At 68.5% G+C, this 18782-nt stretch carries 16 protein-coding genes and 4 pseudogenes; 10 read left to right on the plus strand and 10 right to left on the minus strand.

The window, feature by feature from the left end:
• Window positions 1–117 precede the first annotated feature (117 nt).
• Both QT196_RS02015 and QT196_RS02020 read left to right on the plus strand, forming a co-directional pair.
• Window positions 118–1986: an Ig-like domain repeat protein gene (locus tag QT196_RS02015; protein ID WP_290354184.1), complete on the plus strand. Its 1869-nt coding sequence runs from the start codon at window positions 118–120 to the stop codon at window positions 1984–1986.
• A gap of 196 nt (window positions 1987–2182) precedes the next feature.
• A pseudogene (locus tag QT196_RS02020) lies at window positions 2183–2500 on the plus strand (Ku protein); the annotation flags it as partial.
• A gap of 354 nt (window positions 2501–2854) precedes the next feature.
• Here the strand turns inward: QT196_RS02020 and QT196_RS02025 are convergent.
• Window positions 2855–3295, minus strand: a complete 441-nt coding sequence (locus QT196_RS02025) for a transposase (protein WP_290354185.1) — start codon at window positions 3293–3295, stop codon at window positions 2855–2857.
• Window positions 3187–3654, minus strand: a complete 468-nt coding sequence (locus QT196_RS02030) for a transposase (protein ID WP_290354186.1) — start codon at window positions 3652–3654, stop codon at window positions 3187–3189. The genes QT196_RS02025 and QT196_RS02030 overlap by 109 nt, the downstream gene beginning before the upstream one ends.
• A gap of 374 nt (window positions 3655–4028) precedes the next feature.
• On the opposite strand from QT196_RS02030, the gene QT196_RS02035 reads away from it, so the two are divergent.
• Complete coding sequence (locus tag QT196_RS02035; protein ID WP_290354187.1) at window positions 4029–4328, plus strand: hypothetical protein; 300 nt, start codon at window positions 4029–4031, stop codon at window positions 4326–4328.
• A 214-nt stretch (window positions 4329–4542) separates the two neighbouring features.
• Here QT196_RS02035 and QT196_RS02040 read toward each other — a convergent pair whose 3' ends face one another.
• Window positions 4543–5175, minus strand: a complete 633-nt coding sequence (locus QT196_RS02040; protein WP_168476989.1) for a ScbR family autoregulator-binding transcription factor — start codon at window positions 5173–5175, stop codon at window positions 4543–4545.
• Window positions 5176–5261: 86 nt separating this feature from the next.
• Between QT196_RS02040 and QT196_RS02045 the strand changes: the two genes are divergently transcribed.
• Window positions 5262–6182, plus strand: coding sequence for a ScbA/BarX family gamma-butyrolactone biosynthesis protein (locus QT196_RS02045; protein ID WP_168476991.1), 921 nt, complete (start codon window positions 5262–5264; stop codon window positions 6180–6182).
• A 222-nt stretch (window positions 6183–6404) separates the two neighbouring features.
• The gene (locus tag QT196_RS02050; protein WP_290354188.1) at window positions 6405–7124 is read left to right on the plus strand and encodes an HAD family phosphatase; all 720 of its coding nucleotides are present in this window, start codon (window positions 6405–6407) and stop codon (window positions 7122–7124) included.
• A 387-nt stretch (window positions 7125–7511) separates the two neighbouring features.
• Here the strand turns inward: QT196_RS02050 and QT196_RS02055 are convergent, their stop codons facing one another.
• The 3 genes and pseudogenes from QT196_RS02055 to QT196_RS02065 all read right to left on the minus strand — a co-directional run.
• On the minus strand, window positions 7512–8327 hold the full coding sequence (locus tag QT196_RS02055) for an SDR family oxidoreductase (protein WP_290354189.1): 816 nt from the start codon (window positions 8325–8327) through the stop codon (window positions 7512–7514).
• Between the two features lie 698 nt (window positions 8328–9025).
• A pseudogene (locus tag QT196_RS02060) lies at window positions 9026–9299 on the minus strand (NAD(P)-dependent oxidoreductase); the annotation flags it as partial.
• 207 nt (window positions 9300–9506) lie between these two features.
• Window positions 9507–9638: pseudogene (locus QT196_RS02065) on the minus strand (flavin reductase family protein); the annotation flags it as partial.
• 475 nt (window positions 9639–10113) lie between these two features.
• On the opposite strand from QT196_RS02065, the gene QT196_RS02070 reads away from it, so the two are divergent.
• Complete coding sequence (locus QT196_RS02070) at window positions 10114–10776, plus strand: response regulator transcription factor (protein ID WP_168476997.1); 663 nt, start codon at window positions 10114–10116, stop codon at window positions 10774–10776.
• Window positions 10773–12161: a HAMP domain-containing sensor histidine kinase gene (locus QT196_RS02075; RefSeq protein WP_290354190.1), complete on the plus strand. Its 1389-nt coding sequence runs from the start codon at window positions 10773–10775 to the stop codon at window positions 12159–12161. The genes QT196_RS02070 and QT196_RS02075 overlap by 4 nt, the downstream gene beginning before the upstream one ends.
• A 73-nt stretch (window positions 12162–12234) precedes the next feature.
• Here QT196_RS02075 and QT196_RS02080 read toward each other — a convergent pair whose 3' ends face one another.
• From QT196_RS02080 to QT196_RS02090, 3 genes are all read right to left on the minus strand, one after another.
• Window positions 12235–13113, minus strand: a complete 879-nt coding sequence (locus QT196_RS02080) for a hypothetical protein (protein ID WP_290354191.1) — start codon at window positions 13111–13113, stop codon at window positions 12235–12237.
• 260 nt (window positions 13114–13373) lie between these two features.
• On the minus strand, window positions 13374–14216 hold the full coding sequence (locus QT196_RS02085; protein ID WP_290354192.1) for a hypothetical protein: 843 nt from the start codon (window positions 14214–14216) through the stop codon (window positions 13374–13376).
• A 312-nt stretch (window positions 14217–14528) separates the two neighbouring features.
• Window positions 14529–14897 (minus strand): helix-turn-helix domain-containing protein, encoded by a 369-nt coding sequence (locus QT196_RS02090; RefSeq protein WP_290356599.1) that lies wholly within the window; start codon window positions 14895–14897, stop codon window positions 14529–14531.
• A gap of 94 nt (window positions 14898–14991) precedes the next feature.
• Here QT196_RS02090 and QT196_RS02095 point away from each other — a divergent pair, with 94 nt between their 5' ends.
• The 3 genes and pseudogenes from QT196_RS02095 (at window position 14992) to QT196_RS02105 (ending at window position 18420) form a co-directional block, all read left to right on the plus strand.
• On the plus strand, window positions 14992–15831 hold the full coding sequence (locus tag QT196_RS02095) for an NAD(P)H-binding protein (RefSeq protein ID WP_266735381.1): 840 nt from the start codon (window positions 14992–14994) through the stop codon (window positions 15829–15831).
• Between the two features lie 834 nt (window positions 15832–16665).
• Window positions 16666–17210: pseudogene (locus tag QT196_RS02100) on the plus strand (transposase); the annotation flags it as partial.
• 220 nt (window positions 17211–17430) lie between these two features.
• Window positions 17431–18420 carry an IS481 family transposase gene (locus QT196_RS02105; RefSeq protein ID WP_266731907.1) on the plus strand — a complete coding sequence of 330 codons (990 nt, stop codon included), beginning with the start codon at window positions 17431–17433 and terminating at the stop codon, window positions 18418–18420.
• 39 nt (window positions 18421–18459) lie between these two features.
• Here QT196_RS02105 and QT196_RS02110 read toward each other — a convergent pair whose 3' ends face one another.
• On the minus strand, window positions 18460–18633 hold the full coding sequence (locus QT196_RS02110; RefSeq protein ID WP_168477011.1) for a hypothetical protein: 174 nt from the start codon (window positions 18631–18633) through the stop codon (window positions 18460–18462).
• Window positions 18634–18782: the final 149 nt, after the last annotated feature.

Genomic DNA, 18782 nt, shown 5'->3' on the forward strand with positions numbered 1-18782 from the left:
TTCTTGGGCGGCCCTCTCAGCTGAGAGAGGTTTGTCATGGAACCGATTACGGGTTGGTGGGGAGCTCCGGCGGTAGCCGGCGGGGTTCGGCCGGTCGTACCGGCCGGTGGATCCGAGGTGGCCGCTGCACGGGGGCTTGCGGTCGCGCCGTTCAGTGCGGCGTTCTCCACGGTGACGATCCCGGCGGGCACGAGCCCGCTGGCGGTGGCGGTGGCCCCGAACGGCAACGTCTACGTCGGCAACGCCAATTCGAACAACGTGACGGTGATCAGCAGCACCACGAACACCGTCCTGGCCACGGTCCCCGCGGGCTCAGGCCCGGCCATGATTGCGGTGGCGCCGAACGGCAACGTCTACGTCACCAACCAGAGCTCGAGCAACGTGACGGTGATCAGCAGCGCCACGAACACGGTCCTGGCCACCGTCCCCGTCGGCGGGGGCCCGTTCGCACTGGCGGTGGCGCCGAACGGCAACGTCTACGTCGCCAACAGCACTTCGAACAACGTGACGGTGATCAGCAGCGCCACGAACACGGTCCTGGCCACCGTCCCTGTCGGCGCGGTCCCGGACGCGGTGGCGGTGGCGGCGAACGGCAACGTCTACGTCGCCAACCGGAACGCGAACACCGTGACGGTGATCAGCAGCGCCACGAACACCGTCCTGACCACCCTCCCCACCGGTGGTTTCCCAGGCGCGGCGGCGGTGGCGCAGAACGGCAACGTCTACATCGCCAACCAGACCTCGAACAACGTGACGGTGATCGACAGCGCCACGAACACCGTCCTGGCCACCGTCCCCGCCGGCACGGTCCCGGGAGTGATTGCGGTGGCGCCGAACGGCAACGTCTACGTCACCAACACCGTTTCGAACAACGTGACGGTGATCGACAGCGCCACGAACACGGTCCTGGCCACCGTCCCCACCGGCGGGGGCCCGTTCGGGGTGGCGGTGGCGCCGACCGGCAACGTCTACGTCGGCAACAGCAGTTCCAACAATGTGACGGTGATCAGCAGCGCCACGAACACGGTCCTGGCCACCGTCCCCGTCGGCGCGTTCCCCTTCTCGGTGGCGGCGGCGCCGAACAGCAACGTCTACGTCACCAACGCCAATTCGGCCAACGTGACGGAGATCTCGCCGTTGACGGTGACGACCTCGCCTGCGGCGCCGGTGTGCGGGCAACCGGTGACGTTCAGCATTTCCGGGGGGACTCCGAACGGCACAGCGGTGGTGAACTTCGGGGACAGCAGCCCCACGGTCACCGTCCCCCTGGACGCCACCGGGAGCGGGCAGACCACCCACACCTACACCGCCGGTACGTTCACAGCGACCGTGAACGGCAACCCCACCCCCGTCACCGTGAACTCCAACCCCACAACGACGACGCTGTCGGTGACGCCGAACCCCTCCACCTGCGGTCAGAACGTGACGGTATGCGCCACCATCACCCCGGCACCGGCCACCACCACGGTGCCGACCGGCACGGTCACCTTCACCCTCCCCAACGGCCAAACCCAGGTGGTCCCCGTCAACGCATCGGGGCAGGCCTGCTTCACCACCACCGCCCTGACCACCGGCACCCTCACCGCCGCCTACGGCGGTGACAGCTGCTTCACCGGCTCCAACGCCAGCACCCCCGTCACCGTGAACCGCACCCCCACAAAGCTGACCGCGCAGCCAGGCACGATCCGGCTCCGTCTGACCCCGCTGCCCGAGTTCTACATCCCCACCCTCAGCGCCACCCTGACGACCACCTCGGGGATGCCGGTGGCCGGTCAGCCGGTGACCTTCACCGCCACCACGCTCTTCGGCCCGGTCAACCTCGGCACCGCCGTCACCGACGCCAACGGCACCGCCACCATCCACAACGCCGTCGTCCCCGTCTTCGCCATCGCCACCCCCTTCTACACCGCCACCTTCCCCGGCACTTCCTGCTACACCGCCGCAACCGACCACGGCATCCTGCTGTTCATCCCCCTCCCCAGCTGACCTCGTCGGCTCCGAAAACCCCAGGTCACCTTGTCTGCTGCGACGGGAGGAACACTTCGTGACCCAGCTGCACGAGTTGGCCGCCCAGACCCGGCCTTCCTCCCGTGCATGCCGTCGAGGGGGCCAGAATCCGGCAACGGCGCATCTGCGAGGCTGAAGGCGTCGAGGTGCCGTACCAGGGGGTCGCGGCTACGAGGCTCCGAATGGCCGCACCGTCGTGCTGGACGACAGCGATCTCGCAGATCTGCCCCTTCCCGGCGTGAAAGCGATCGAGGTGCTCGGCTTCCTGCCGTCAGACCAGATCGCCCCCAACGCATTGGACAGGTCGTACTTCCTGGGCGTCGAGGGAGCCGGTGCCCGCCCGTACCGGTTGCTGCGGGACGCGATGAAGCAGAGCGGCCAGGTCGGAGTTGCCCGCATGGCGCTGCGCGGTCCGGAGCGTCTCGTGGTCCTCCGGGTCCGCGAGGAGGTGATTGTCGCGCAGAAGCTGTTGTGGCCAGACGAGGTTCGCTCCGCTGACTCCTTGGTGGCCTCTGCCCCGGAGCCGCGCGTGGTGACGGCGAAGCTCGCCGGGCAGGAGCCACCGCATGCACCCGTCGTGTTGCGCCGGTCCGACCGTACGCAGCAGGCCCCGGAACTGAGTTCCGGGGGCCTGCTGCTCAGGACGATGGTTCGGGGGAGGTTCAGCGTGTGCGACTCGCAGTGTGGGGTGCTGGTGGTGCCGGGGCCTTCTGGGCGGTTCGACCAGAGACTCGAAACGGTGTGGGAGTCTTCCAGGCGTCTGGGAACCGGACCCCCGTGTACTGCTCGATGGCATCGCGAAGACCGGCAGGAACTGCGCCTTTCCAAGGCGGCCTAAGACCGTGTCCTACATGGTCAGTTTGAGGAGTCGTCTGTAGCAGCAGAGGGCGGCTGCCAGTCCGAGAAAGGCCAGGTAGTTGCCCGGTTTTCGCTCGTAGCGGTGTTGAGGCGGCGGTAGCCGGTCAGCCAGGACATGGGTGCGTTCGATGACCCAGCGGCGGCGGCCGAGGCGTTCGCTGGACTCGATGCCCTTGCGGGCGATGCGGGCGCCCATGTGTTTGCCCCAGAGCCATCGCCGCAGGTGGGGGACGTCGTAGGCCTTGTCGGCGTGAAGGCGCCCGGGCTTGGAGTCGGCCGCGTGCAATTCGTGTCCCATGTGGAAATGGGACAGCATCGGCTTCAGCGCGAGGCTGTCGTGGGTATTGGCCGCGGAGACGCCGACGCGAAGGGGCAGTCCGTCCGCATCGGACAGGACGTGCATCTTGGAACCCGGCTTGCCCCGGTCCACGGGGCTCGGACCTGTGAGTTCGCCCCCTTTTTAGCGCGTAGGTGGGCGGAATCGAGGACTGCTCGGGACAGATCCACCAGCCCCTGTTCGTCCAGGATCTGGGGGACTTCCTGATGCAGCCGTCCCGAGACTCCGGCGCGAGACCAGATGACGAACCGGCGGTGCACCGTGGATTTCGATGCTCCAAAGCAGGGCGGCAACGCTCGCCATGCGCAGCCGCTGACCAAGACGTAGATGATCGCGGCGAAGACTGCCTCATCATCGATGTTCGCGACCCCACCGCCCTGCGGGCGCACCCGCGCCGGCGGCAGCAACGGCCTCGCTATCTCCCACAGGCCGTCCGGAACAATGGGGCCCATCCGCCCCCGCTTCTACTCCATCTCGTCCTCGTCCCTGGCCGACCCGCGGCATGTCCGACTGACCGTTGGACTCGTCGAAGGTCCCACGCTGTCGGGTGGGGGCGAGTACCGGGGCCTGTGCCCGCAGTACTTGGGCCGGCTGGAGCCCGGAGATGTCTTCTACGGCTATGTGCGCGTGCCGTCACCGACGTTCGCGCCGCCGGCAGATCCCGCGACGCCTCTCCTCCTCATCGGCCCCGGTACCGGCATCGCGCCGCTGCGCGGCTTCCTGGAGGAACGCGCCTGGCAGCACGCGAACGGGACGCAGGTCGGCACGTCCCAGGTCTTCGTCGGCTGTCGGCAACCCGGAGCACGACTGGTTCTACCTGGAGGAGATGCAGGCCTGGGAGAAGTCCGGGATCGCCGAGGTGCACACTGCCTTCTCCGCAGTCCCCGACCACCCTGCCCGGTTCGTCCAGCACGCGATCGCCGCCGCCTCCGATTCGGTGTGGAACGCTCTCGAAGACGGCGCGTACCTCTACGTCTGCGGAGACGGCCGCTTCATGGCACCGGCCGTGCGTGAGGCACTCGCCGCCCTCCACCGCGCCCGTACCGGAAGCGACGACGACGCCTCCCAGCAGTGGCTCGCCCAACTCGAGGCGGACGGGCGCTACCAGCAGGACGTCTTCGCCTAATGGGAGCTGCCGGGTCGTAGAGACTCGGTGCCGTAGCCGCCAGCAGGTGAGCACTTCATCGCCTGAAGCACGTGGCTTCTGAGGTCAGACCGTGCCCCTGCTGGTCGGCCGGGAGGCCAGACCGTTGATGGGGCGGCGTGCCCGCCGGACCAGGCGCAGCTGCAGACTGCGGCCTTCCTCAGCGTCTGCGAGATCGGTGGGCGTCGCGCGCCGCTCAGCGCACGCGATCGAGCAGACCGGCAGGATCAGGCTCGGCCTGGAGGCCGCGGAGCAGCAGAGTCCACAGGTCATGCAGGCGCTCCTCGATGTGCCGGCGTCCCTCCAGGGCATCGGAGACGGTGTGCAGACCGAAGAAGGAGCAGACGATCCCGTGGGCGGTGGCGGCAGGTGGCACATCGGCAGCGACTTCACCGTTACGGGCGGCTTCTTCAAGTAGCTGTGTAACGGCTTCGATCCAGCCGAGGAACGGTGCGGGGAGCTGGGCGTCGATGGCTTTGCGTTCGGCCCAAAGGCGGGCTCCGGCCCGGACGACGATGTCGTCTCGAAAGGCGCGTGCCACCTCGAAGCTCAGCCCGACGAGTTTCTCCAAGGCCGGCCGGCCGGGCTGCCGGTAGCGGCTGATCAAATGCGGCCACGTGGCGAAATGCTCCTCGACGATGGCGAGGGCGAGCTTCTCCTTGCTGGCGTAGTGGAAGTAGATGGCCCCACTGGTGCGACCGGAATGCGCACTGATGTCGCTGATGCTGGTACCGGCGTACCCTTTCTCGTCGAACAAGGTTGCCGCCGCCTCAAGAAGGAACCTACGCGTCGTTTCCGCCCGGATCTGCACGTACACCTCAAACGTCATCTCGTTCCGCCGGAAGGCAACCTACCGCTCCCCGCGCCCCGGAATTCAAGGGTGCGCATGTTCGAATTTCGGTATTCCCTGGTCGTATGAGCACGTCAACGGTCAGGTCCGTCGAAAAGAGTGAGCCGCTCAGCTGGTCCCGTACCGTCGAGCGGGAGCTGGTGCACCGGAACTCGGTGGCAGAGGTCCTCCTTACGGAGGTACGGCCGACCGACACCCCGCACATCTTCCTGGCGGCGGCGTCATGGCCACGCGCGCATGCGACGTTCCCCCGCGACGGGTCGCAGCGGCACAGCCCGCTGATTCTGGTGGAAACACTGCGTCAGCTCGGTCTCTACATTCCCCTGCGGTTCTACGCGGTTCCGGAGGCCTTCCGTGCGGTCATCACCGACCTGTACTTCCACCTCAGCCCCGCCGACGAGTTGCCGGCCCGCGCCGGAGCGACCGAAATCACCTGCTCGGCCCGGGTCAGCGCTGTACGGCGGCTGCCGGACGCGTCCGCCGTCGGACTGCGGCTGAACGTCACCTTCGCCGCGTGTGGGGTGACTTTTGGCCAAGGCGGCGGAGGTGTGCGATTCCTGGAGGGCGCGCGCTACACCGCGTTGCGCGCCAGGAGCGCGGTCGACGCCGTCCCGGCTCGCCGTCCGGAGGGCGGGTACCGCCCGCCGACCGCACAGCTGACCGTGAATCACCCGCATGATGCGGTCCTCACTCTCGACCAGGGGGAGCTGTTGGTCTCGCCGGCCGACCCGTTGCACCCGTTCTTCTTCGACCACCCCACCGATCACGTGCCTGGCATGGTGCTGTTGGAAGCCGCCCGCCAGGCCGCCTCATACCGCAGTCGGGGCAGACTGAGCCGACCCCTTTTCGGCCGGCTGAAGGCCTCCTGGTTCACCGAACTGACCCCATTCGCACGTGTGCTGTGCACCCGGCACGGCTCAATGTGTTCATTCCGCATTCTCCAGGACGGCACAGAAACAGCCTGCGGCACCTTCAGTTATACGTAGAGCACACAATATTGAGATTTGCGAATTGGTTGACCTTTCTGCGTCGCCATCCGTAACGTAACGATCGTTATTTTCCGGCTGGAGCGGAAGAACTCCTCTCCCTGGGAGCTGCCCTGCCGGAACCCCTCAGCCCGGCTCCGGGCGTCCGTGAAACCGACGCTGCCCTGCTCTCTCGCGACCGGTCGTATCGGCGCCTTCGGGCCCATCAGAACGGAATCCCGAATGACCGCAGACAGCATCCTTTCCTGGACCCCCGCGGCCGTCGTTTTCGACTGTGACGGCACGCTGATGGACACCGAACGCCACTGGGAGGACGCCCGTGACATGGTGCTGCACAGCTACGGCTGCGCACCCTCGGAGGGTTTCGCGGAAAAGGCGCGAGGGCTGCACTACACCGAATGCGGCCGTTTAATGGCCGATGTGGCCGGGCGACCGGAACTGACCGGTGACATGACGGAATCGTTGCTCAAGCACTTCCGTGAACTCGTCGCCGCAGACCCCACAACCATGCCCGGGGCGCCGGAATTGGTGCATTCGGCCGTGCAGTTCGCCCCGCTGGCCGTGGCCAGTAACTGCCCGCTTGAAGTCGTCGAGTCCTGTCTCGGAATGGCTGGACTCCGGGATTGCTTCAGCCACATTGTGGTACCCAACGACACCACGAGACCCAAACCTCATCCGGACGTCTACCTCACCGCCGCCCAACTCTGTGGGGTGGAGCCCGCTGACACGCTGGCCGTCGAGGACTCCCACTGCGGCATCCAAGCTGCCGCAGGCGCGGGCATGCGGGTACTCGGAGTCGGTCCCCGTCCCAGCGACAGGGAGACAGCGTTGGCCGACTGGTGGGTCCACTCGCTGGCGGAGCCGGCGGTGCAGGGATGGGCCGACGCCCGCATCCCTGCCCAGGGCACTCGTCCCACTGGGCCCGGGATCACGACGGCATGACGGCGACCCGGCCCGCGGCAGACTCCATGACGGCCGCGGGTCCGCGGGCCGGGTGGCATCCAGGGTGACCTGCGATGCGGGCGCCACCACCTCGTCAGGCCATGAGGTACCCGGCATCCAACGGCGCGCACCCGCAAGGTGCCCCACACCGACGCGGCTCTCCCCGCAGAAGGAGGTGGGCAGAGGCCTGACATGGAGTTGACGAACACCACCCGGCGCTCTCCTCGCAGGCGGAGGCGAACGCGACAACCGGTGCCGGCTCGCCGACCGGAACGCGCACCCCAGCCCCTTCACCTGGAACAAGACCGCCGACGAAATCCTCGACAAGTCGCCGCCTACTGTCACCGAACCTCTGAGTCAGGTCACCAGGGCCTGTCCGGGAGTCCGCTACGGGCGCGGGGTGCGCGCCTCGATCCGGTAGTCGAAGGCGGCGCCGCCGACGCCGACCTGGGTCACTCCGCCGTCGACGGTGAGGACGGCCCCGTTGACGTAGGAGGAGGCGGGCGACAGCAGCCAGTCGATCGCCTCGGCGACCTCCTCCGGATCGCCTGGCCGCCGGGCGGGATTCAGCCGGTTCGCCTCCTCGTATGCCTCCTCGGCACCGCCCGCCAGCCCCGCCTCCGCCGCGAACCGCGCCATCCGCTGGTCGGCCATCTCCGTACGCACCCAGCCCGGGCACACCGTGTTGGCCCGCAGCCCCTGCGGCCCGTAGTCGACGGCGAGGGAGCGGCAGAGGTGGAGCAGCCCCGCCTTGGACGTCGCATAGGCGGCGTTGCCGACGCTGTTGCGGAGCGCGCCGACCGAGGCGACAGCGACCACCGTGCCGCGGGCCGCCAGCAGATGCGGCAGCGCGGCACGCAGCAGCAGGAACGGGCCGGTGAGGTTGGTCCGTATCAGCTCTTCCCAGTCCTCGACCGCGGTGTCGCCAACTGCGCCGCCCCGCCCGATTCCGGCGTTGAGCACCACACCGTCGAGTCTCCCGTAGGCCGTCACCGTCGCCTCGACGAGCTCGCGCACGGCCTCGGGGTCGGCGGCGTCGGAAGGGTGGGCCAGCGCTCCGGTCTCCTCGGCCACCCGGCGCAGTGGCTCGGGCCGCCGCCCGGAGATCACGACCTGGTGCCCGGCGGTGCGCAGCAGCCGGGCGGTGGCGGCCCCGATCCCCGTTCCCCCGCCCGTCACCAGGACAACACCCTGCTCCGACACGCTCGTTCGCCAACCTGTACATGCCCATCGATGCGCTGTTCTTCTTCGGCGACAGCGCCGGTGGTGGCCAGTTCGCGTTCGTGAGGACACCTCGCCGTGCCGACATCTTCGTGTGGGAGCACGAGGACGACAGCCGACGTGGGTCGCCCATGATCTGCACGACTACCTCGGCCGGACGCTCGCAGACGGCGGAGACGCTTGGTACTGACCTGAACGCCCCTGACCGACACCCGATAGGGGGTGGTGGCCGTCGGCCAGGCCGTGCCCTGACGCCCTCCTCCGCGGCGTCGGCCCCGCTCAGGTCGCCAGCTGGCCACGGCCGCAGAGCCAACCACGGAGGATCTCCCAGAGCTACCGCAAGTGATGCGGTAAGTACGGGTGCTCTTGCTCACGTCGTAGGCACCGCTTACTTTCGCGAGATGACTACGGATTCGCGAGACACGCCCGCTTCCGGCAGAGGTGGCTTGTGTTGCTGCCTGATGGTCGCGGCCCTGCCGCTCGTCTGGTTATTCGCCGCTCCGCTGCTGCCGGAGCAGGTGCGTTGGCTCCCCTTTTGGCTGGGGGCCATGATGTGGAACGGAGCAGATGGCCGAGGCGGCATCAGCCACCTGTTCGGCTAGGGCGTGTGGTGAAAATGCGTCACAGCCTGTGGCGGAGGGCTGTGGTAGCACGGTCACCTCCGAGGGCCAAGCGGCCGGTCAGTGCACCAGCAGGTCGATCACGCCCGTCAGGCCCTCCTCGCCATTGCCTTCGGCCAGGCGACGGCGCATTAGCTCGAAGTAGAGGCTGAGCACTTCCGGACTGACACCCTGCTGTTGGTGCTCAGAAAGGTTGGCGTGCCGGCCACCGGCATGGCGAGACTGGAGACGACACCCTTGGTGAAGTCGTCACTCTGCAGCTGGTCGGCGGTCTGATGAACCGACGGGCCATCGCGACGAGCCAGTCGGCGAGCAGCGGGGCGAGCGACGTGGGGCGCGGGAGCTCTGCCTACCTTCGACAGTCTCCGCCGGGGCGTAAGGCCGGCAAGCACGATCACTTCAGCACGCGACGTCAGGTAGCTCCCCCCTCCGCCTCTGCCGACTGCTTGTCCGCGCCCAGCCATTGGGCGTACTCATTGCCGTGAGGCGCTGACCTGGGCTAACGTCGCGACTCCCGATACCACTGTCTTCAGAACTTCGCAGGGGCCAGGTTGTGCGTTCCATCCGCCGATGTAGTGGACACCCAGGCGATGGGCCTCGGCACCACGGTGGCGGTCAGCAGCCGGTAGAACTCGTTGCGGGACATGGCAGCGGGGTCGAACTCAGTGCGCATGGTGATCAGTATCCAGGTGTGTGGCCGCGGACCGTACAGGGATCCACGGCGCCACCAAACCTCTCGCCATCCGATAGACGCTCCACACCCACGCATATCGCTGAATAGCTCCGCCCTTGAGGCCGGCGGGGGCGACCGTCGAGCTGGGACACTGCCGGGCGGGCGACGCCCTTCTCCCCCGCAGCCTGCGCCCTCGATCACGCACCGCCCCCGCTCCCGCTCCCATCGTCTACAGTGCAGTGGACCGCCGACCCGCTTGTAGTCGCATGTGGCGTGGCCACCCGGCCGTCCCCCAGCGCCCCCGCGCAAGGACAACCGTCCAGAGACGGACAGTGCAGCGGCACGAGAGCGGATGTCCACTCCGTGCCCGACATCGGCTCTGTGGACCGCTGCCGCCGCCTGTCCGCCTGCGCCGGGGGCTGCGTCTGGCCCTCTGTACCCCGGGGCGAGCGCCCGAGCCAGTGAGGTGATTTTGTTGCGTCCCACCATCCTGGTCGTCGAGGACGACCACGCCCTGCGGGACGTGCTGGTGCGCGGGCTGCGCGACGAAGGCTTCGCAACGCTGGCCGCCCAGGACGGTGCCACCGCCCTGCGGCTGGCTGACGACGGCATGGACGCGGTGGTGCTGGACGTCGGACTGCCCGACGCGGACGGACGGGACGTGTGCCAAGCGATGCGGGCCCGGGGAGTCGTCAGCCCGGTCATCTTCCTGACCGCGCACCACCAACTCCACGACCGCCTCAGCGGGTTCTCCGCGGGGGGCGACGACTATCTCCCCAAGCCATTCCACCTCACCGAGCTCGCCGCCAGATTGCGCGCCGCCCTCAAACGTTGCGGACCCCCCGCGCCCACGGCTACCGGGGACCTGGTCCTCGATCCGGTGCACCACAGCCTGGGCGTGCGGGGCGTCGACGTGGCGCTGACCCCCACCGAGTTCCGGCTGCTGGCCGCGCTGATGGCCGGCCTCGGGGCGGTGGTGCCCAGAAAGGGGCTGGTAAGGGCCGGCTGGCCCGAGGGCGCACACGTCAGCGACAACACGCTCGATCAGTATCTGAGCCGTCTGCGGCGCAAGATCCGGGAGGCGGGCAGCGACCTGACGATCAGCACCGTCCGCGGCGTCGGGCACCGGCTGTCATGACCGCCCGAAACCGCTTTGTCACGTTGGCCGCCCGCTGCCGCCCACGCACTTTGCGGGGCCGGTTGTCCCTGGTGGCGCTCACCACCGCCGCGCTGGTGATGGTGATCCTCACCGTCGTGTTCAACACGATCGTCCGCCAGCGCCTGCAGCAGCAGGCGGACGACGAGCTGCGCACCCGGGCCTCCGCCGTGGCCGCGACCGTCGACACGCGCCACCACCCGGTACGTGTCCTGGAGACCCCGGACGACGCCGTCCTCGACACCAACGTATGGATCTACGCGGGCAGCCGGCTGCTGGAGCACCCCGCCTCCACGCCGCCCGGCGACCCCATCAGCCGCACCGCGGCGGAGCTCGCCGCGCGCGGCGGCAGACACTGTGCCGAGGTGACGGCCGGCGACCCGATACGACTGTGTGCCGAGCCCGTGGGCGCCGTCCGGTCGGGTGCCGGGCCCGCCGCCGTTGTCGTCACCGCCATGGATCTCGCGCCCTACCGCTCCTCCGCCGACACCCTGCTCATTGCCTCCCTCATCCTGGACGGCACCGTCCTGGCCTGTACCTACGTCCTGACCCGGCTGGCGGTGGGGCGGGCTCTGCGACCCGTGCGGGCGATGACCGAGCAGGCCACCCGGTGGAGCGTGGTCGCCTCCGAGCAGCGGTTCGGCGCCGGGGACCGCCCCGTCGAGCTAACGCGGCTCGGGGCCTCACTGGACGAGCTGCTGGACCGTATCCGTGCCGTGCTGCGCCACGAACAGCAGCTCACCCGGGAGCTCTCCCACGAGCTGCGCAACCCCCTGGCTCGGATCACTGCCGAACTCGACTGGTGGCAGGCTCGGCCCCGTTCCACCGTCGAAACACGCGCCACGCATGTGTCCATCGCCGATGCCGCCGACTCGATGCGCACCATCTGCGAGACCGTCCTCGACGACGCCCGGGCCGACGCGCACACCGTTCCCGGCACGGCGGATGTCATCGCCGTGCTGCGCCGGCTCGCCGCCCGGCTCGAAGCCCCGGGGAAGATCATGCTCACGGTTGCCGGTCCGGACACCGTGGTGGCCGGTGTGCCCGCCGTACTGCTGGAACGCATCGTCGCCCCGCTCCTCGACAATGCCCTGCGTTACGCCCGCACCCGGGTCGCCATCCGGGTCTCGCCGGAGCCCGACGGCATGCGCGTAGCGGTCGTCGACGACGGTCCCGGGGTCCCGGCCGCCTTCACCGATCACCTCTTTCAGCCGGGCCGGCGCGCCGACCCCGCGGACGGACACGGCGGAGCAGGCCTGGGGCTGCCGCTCTCGCGGCGCCTGGCCCGCTCCGCCGGTGGTGAGGTGACCTATGACGCCGGGCACGCCCCAGGGGCATGCTTCGTGGTCAATCTGCCCGCCGGATGACCCGGCCGCGCCCGGGTCATGCCCCCGCCCGCTGGCTGGCGGGGGGGGCGCCGCCGGGCCCTCGTGACGCCGCTCAGGAGACGCCTGTCAGGGTCTTGTCCTTCGGGGCGGCGGTGCCTCGTTCCTGTACGTGGGCGTAGCCCATGAGGCCGATGAGGACCGCGAGGAGTACGGCCGACGAGCCCGCCGTGCCGAGGTCGAGGCCGCCCTTGGCGAGCGGCTTGGTGAGGAAGTCGCCGGCGGTGGCCCCGAGGGGGCGGGTGAGCACGAAGGCGATCCAGAACAGCACCACGTTCGGCACGGCGGGCACCCGCATCAGGCCGACGAGTACGGCGAGCACACCGGTGACGAGCAGGGCGCCGCCCGCGTAACCGAGTCCGGAGCTGTCGGAGAGGAAGTCGCCCATCGAGGTGCCGAGCGTGTTCGATACGAGGATCGCCGCCCAGAAGAGGGCTTCCGCGCGGAAGGTGACGATGTCGCGGATGGCGAACGTCAGCCCGGTGGCCTTCCAGATGGCGAAGATGACGAGCAGCAGCGAGATCAGGATGGCGGCCCCGGTGGGGTAGCCCAGTCCCAGGCCCTGCGGGCCCCAGCCGAGCGACTTCGCGCCGTCGGTGAGGAACTTGGCGCTGGCGTCCCGGTTCATGAAGTCGGACATCGTGGTGCCCGCCATGCTCGTGGACAGGATGACGGTCCAGTAGAAGAAGGGGTTGTAGCGCCGGGACCGGAGCTGGACGACCAGGGTGACGACGAAGATCAGGAACAGCGCGATGGTGGTCAGGAAGTAGCCGAGCTTGAGGGTCTGGGCGAAGAGGTCGCCGGCCGTCTCACCGAGGGTTGTCGCGGCGGTCTTCATGACCCAGAAGGCCAGCGTGACCTCCGGCAGCTTCCGCAGCACGTACCTGTCGGTGCCGGCGACGTCGATGCCGGTAAGGACTTCGGGCTCAGGCAAAGTTGATCCCTCCTGGGTGGCGCCTCCGCCCCGCACGTCGTGTCGTGGGGCCATAGGGAGTGCGCACAGTGGCGGCAATGGACGGGTACGAGGCGCACCGCTGGCAGCGATGACTTCGCACGCCGCCCAACGCTCCCAGCCGCAACATGAACGCATCCTGAACGTCACCGACCGCACCTGCGAGGCAGCCCCGGACGGGTGCAGCCGGCCCTCTCCCGAGCTTCGGGGGCCGACTGCGCCCGTCCGGGGCGAGCCCGAGATCAGCTCGCGCGGGAGGTGACGCGTTCCGGGTCGGAAACGTCCCGCCGGGTGACTGTCAAGAACACCACCAGGCCGAGAATGACCGTCAGAAACAGCACGCTGGTGATCACGGTGCCGAGGCCGAGCCCACCGCCCGAGGTGGGCTGGGACAGGTAGTCGCCGACCGAGGCACCCAGCGGCCTGGTCAGGATGTAGGCGATCCAGAAGCTCCACACCGCGTCCAGCCCCAGGGCGAAGTGCGCCACGGCGACCGCGGCGATCGCCAGGGCGAACAGGCCGGCGGAGACCCAGTACCCGAGGTCCATGCGTTCGGCGACCAGGTCGCCGGCAGCAGTGCCCAGGGCAAAGGTGAACAGCACCGCGAGCCAGTAGAACGACTCGCGGCGGGTGGTGTCGACGTGATGGATGGACAGCGTCCGCTCGCTGCGGTACCAGGCCACGAACACCACGACGAGGGCCACCGCGAACGCGATGGTGCTGGTCTCCAGCGGTACGCCGAGATTGTCCGTGAGGTTGTCGCTGATCAGCGTACCCACGACGCTGATCAGCGCCACGGCGAGCCAGTAGACACCGGGGCGGTAGGCGCGGGTGCGGAACTGCGCCACCAGAACTGCGCCCAGCAGCGCACTCATCAGGAGTGACACACCGGTCAGGCCCATGCCGAGCTTCTCGTTCAGCAGGTCGGCCGCGGTCTCGCCGACCGTGGTGCACAGGATTTTGATGACCCAGAAGTACGCCGTGACTTCGGGGACCTTGTTCCACCGGAGGCGCCGGCTGGTGGGGGCGGAAGCGGGGCGGGACTCGTCGTGCGCCTCAACGGCCCCGGGGATATCAGCTGTCATGGTGCCCGACCGTGTCATCCGCAACCTGAACGCATCCTGAGCACGCCGCGCGCTTCCCCGCACCGTGGCGCCGACGGGCACGCATGGTGGCCATGCGTGTCCCACATCGGGGCGTCCGCGGCCCCGCCCCCGGTTGGCGTGATGACGTGGCGCGGATTGTGATCATCGAAGACGGCGACGCCATCGGAGGCCAGCTCGCGGCAACGCTGCGCTCCCAGGGCCACGAGTGCGAGTGGTGCTCCGACGGAGTTTCGGCGCTGGCCCGTGCCGGTCGGGGGGCGACGGGTGCACCGAAGGCAGGCCGCTGCCACGCTATCCCGCGCTGTACGGCGGCAGCCGCCGGGTGATGCGGTCGAACAGCTCCGTCAGCGGCTCGCCGATGTCCCGGCCGAACTCGGTCAGCCCGTAGGTGACCTGGGGCGGCATCGTCTGCTCGACCTCCCGCCAGACCAAGCCGTCCTGGACCAGCGCGCGCAGGGTCTGGGAGAGCATCTTCTCGCTGATGCCGTGGATGCTCTCGCGCAGCTCGTAGAACCGGAGGTCGTTGCTCCGCAAGGAGATCAGCACCCAGATGCCCCACCTGCTGGTCACATGGTCGACCACATTTCGCGCGGGGCAGTCGGTGTGAAACACGTCATACCGCTTCTCCGCCTCGGCCTGTCTGTGCTGCGCGCCTTCCATCACGTCATGAGCTTACTTCAAGGTACGTCCTTACGAAATGTTAGCTAGCACTCCTAACGTGCAGGCAACAGAGGACATCTGACGAGGAGTGATCATGATCGTGGTGACCGGGGCTACCGGGAATATCGGCCGGCCGTTGACGCAGGCACTGGCCGCGGCGGGCCAGCAGGTGACGGCCGTGTCACGGCACACGGCGGCGGTGCCGAACGGCGTCCGCCATGTGGCGGCCGACCTGGCCGAGCCGGCCGGCCTCAAGCCCGCGCTGGCCGGAGCGAAGGCGTTGTTCCTGCTGCTGTCCGGCGACCTGCACGCCGCCGGGGCCCGCCCGGCGGAGATCATCAGCCAAGCCGCGGCCAGCGGGGTCCGCCGAGTCGTCCTGCTCTCCACGCTGGGTGTGGTGACCAGACCCTTCGGCCCCACGCGGATCGCGATGCGCGCGCTGGAGGACATGCTGCGGGAGTCCGGCCTGGAGTGGGCCATCCTGCGGCCGGGTGGCTTCGCCTCCAACGCCCTGTGGTGGGCCGAGTCCGTCCGCGCGCAACAGGTCGTCGCCGCACCTTTCGGCGACGTCGGGGTGCCGATCATCGACCCGGCGGACATCGCCGAGGTCGCGGCGGCCTGCCTGCTGGAGGACCGGCACTCCGGCGGCGCGTACGAGCTGACCGGCCCTGAGGTGATCACGCCGCGCCAGCAGGCGGAGGCCCTCGCGGGCGCGCTGGGCTCGCCGGTGAGGTTTCACGAGCTCACCCGCGACGAGGCCAAGGCCGCCATGACCCAGAGCATGCCGGCGGAACTCGCCGACGACACTCTGGACATCCTCGGTTCCCCGAGCCCGGCCGAGCTGCGCGTCAGCCCGGACGTCCAGCGGGTCCTCGGCCGCGCCCCGCGCCCCTTCGCCGAATGGGCCGCCCGCAATGTCGCCGCGTTCCGCTGAGACTGCTCAGCGCCGCCGGAACTGCTCCTCGTGCTCCGCGATCCAGTGCTGATGATCGAGGAACCTGGCCCCGGAGTTGAGGCTGACATGCCTCCGGTCGCCCCGTGCATGTGCTCAGCGCTACTCGCCACCTGGCCGTAGCCATCGAGAACAGGGGCGGGCCCGGCCGTCGCCAGGCCGTCGCGCTCATCCAACCGCCGATCGCCCGCGGCCTCCGCGGCCACGGTCACCGGCTTGACCGCGACTCTGCGCCACTCCCCCGCCGGCGCAGGCCGCGACGTCGAGTCGCCGTGGTACTGGATCCGCCTCTGCGCCGGTTCCGCGGCCGCAGCCGCCACCCTGACGACGCCACCACAAAGGCTGCCCCGGACCTGACGATCAGATTCCGGGCAGCCCGGCGTACCGGGTGGCGGCCGGGCCGGGCATACGCGGTGGCGTGGGCCTGGCTTGTGCGAAGCGAACTTCGAAGCCTGCGGCGGGCTCGGGGAGCGGCGCGGCCGTGGTCGGTTCCGGGTGACCGAATCGCCCAGGTGAAGCACGAGGCTCTCCGACGGCTCATCGAACCCGATCGACTCCAAGGCGACGATCCCCAGCTCCTCCCAGACATCCCCCACCTTTTCCGTCGCCTGGACCAGGATCGCCGGCTCGCTCTTCGCGGCGGGCCACAACTGGACCACCTGCGTCTCACGAACCTCGTCTTGTCCCACCGGGTGAACACCCGCAGCATCCCTCTCCAGCCGGACATGCAGCCGCATCCGCCACCACACGAGCTCCGCCGGCTCTCCCGGGACAGGGATCATGTCGGATTCCTCATCCATGTTCAGCAAGAACACAATGTCGACCTCGGGCTACGTCTACGTCAGGGCCGACGGCATCCACCTGCGCATACGCCTGGAAGAAGCGAAGGCCGCCGTGCTCGTGGTGATGGGCGTGCGCGCGGATGGCACCAATGAATTGATCGCGATGGCGGCCGGCTACCGTGAATCGTCACAGTCCTGGGCGAGCCTGCTGCGGACTGCCAGCGACGCGGCATGCGCGCTCCCGTCCTCGCCGTCGGCGACGGCGCTCTCAGTTTCTGGAACGCGATCAACGAAGTCTTCCCCGAAACCCGCCATCAAAGGTGCTGGGTTCATAAAACGGCCAATGCCCTCGACAGCCTTCCGAAGTCAGCCCAGCCCGCGGCGAAGAAGGCGATCCAGGACATCTACAACGCCGAGGACCGCGAGCACGCGGCCCTCGCGATGGTCTTCAAGCTCGTCGAGTCCGCCCAAGTCCGCTGGCGGGCTGTGAACGCACCTCCCCTCGTCGCCCTCGTCCGGGCCGGAGCCCGCTTCAAGCGCGGCCACCTCGTAGAACGCTCCGAGGTTCACACGGCCTGAACCACCTCAACTGGCTCACAGGTATTGACAATTACTCAACCGAACCGGTCTACAGATAGGATCGGATGGCCACCGTGACATCCATGCCGAAGGCGTTCGCCCCCCGCCGACGGCAGGCCCAGGGCCCGGTCGAGTGCGCGGCTCAGGGGGCCGCAGCCACTAGGTATAAAACTGCCGGACATTGGTGACACATGGATCTCCGACTATGACGGAGCTAGCCATGCCCCCTTCACCGCAACAGCAGCAGGATCGCCAGGCCCAGCGACGTCTGGCGGTCCTGCGCCACGCCGAGGAAGTCACTGGGAATGTCTCGCTGACCTGCCGGTACTACGGGATCAGCCGCAACTGCTTCTACAAGTGGCAGCGGCGCTACCAGGACGAGGGTATCGAGGGCCTGCGCGACCGTTCCAGCGCACCGCATCACAGTCCCAATGCCACCGACGCCGACATCGTGAACAAGATCGTCTACCTGCGGCAGAACTACCATTTCGGCCCGATGAAGATCCGGATGTACCTCCAGCGGTACCACGACATCGAGATCACCTGCTCCGCCGTCTATCGCATCCTCAAGCGGCTGGGTCTCAACCGGCTGCCCGCATCGCAACGCTACAAGCGCCACGACAGGCGCTATACCCGCTACGAGAAGCAGCTGCCTGGCAACCGGGTCCAGATTGATGTCAAGTTCATCGAGCCGATCGGCGCGCCTGCCCCGACGGCCCAGCAGCCGGCCCCCGTCGTCGGCACGATGCCCAAGGCCCGCCGTCGGGCCAAGTACTACCAGTTCACCGCGATCGACGACTGCACCCGGCTGCGCGTGCTGCGGATCTACCCTCGGTGCGACCAGAAGACAGCCATCCAGTTCCTGGACTACGTCCTTGAACGGCTGCCTTTCCGCGTCGAGGTCATCCAGACCGACAATGGCGCGGAGTTCCAGTCCGCCTTCCACTGGCACGCGCTCGACAAGGGCATCGCCCACACCTACATCAAACCGGCATCCCCGCACCTCAACGGGAAGGTGGAACGCTCACATCGCATCGATGCCGAGGAGTTCTACCGCATGCTCGCCGGTGTCGTCATCGACGACACCGGCAAGCTGAACGAAAAACTCCGAGAATGGGAGGACTACTACAACTACCACCGCCCGCACGGCGCTCTCGACGGCCTGACCCCCTACGAACGCCTGAAGCAGAAGACTCAGACCCAGATGTAACCAAGCTCTGGCAGATGCACACCTAGGGCGTCACGGGCGCTACGAGGGCGCGCAGCGGTTGGGTGAGTTCGAGGTGGTCGCTGCGGGAGGCGGACTGGAGTAGGTCTGCTGGACGACGAGCAGTGCGGTGTGACCGGCAGAGCAGGCGCCGGACCGCTCGGCGCCGTCGGCGTCGTAGGCCAGTGTCCATACCCGCTTCGGGACCTGCAGCACGGTGTGGTGGATAGCGTCGGCGATGTTCACTCCGACGGAATACGACAGCCACCTGCCCCTGCGGAGAGCCCGTCGAGGGAGGCGTGGGTGCCGCGAGCAAGGTGGCCGAGTCCCTCGCGACGAAACCGAAAGCTCCGAAGGTGGCCCGC

This window comes from Streptomyces sp. P9-2B-2, from assembly GCF_030406865.1.
Taxonomy (GTDB): Bacteria; Actinomycetota; Actinomycetes; order Streptomycetales; family Streptomycetaceae; genus Streptomyces; species Streptomyces platensis.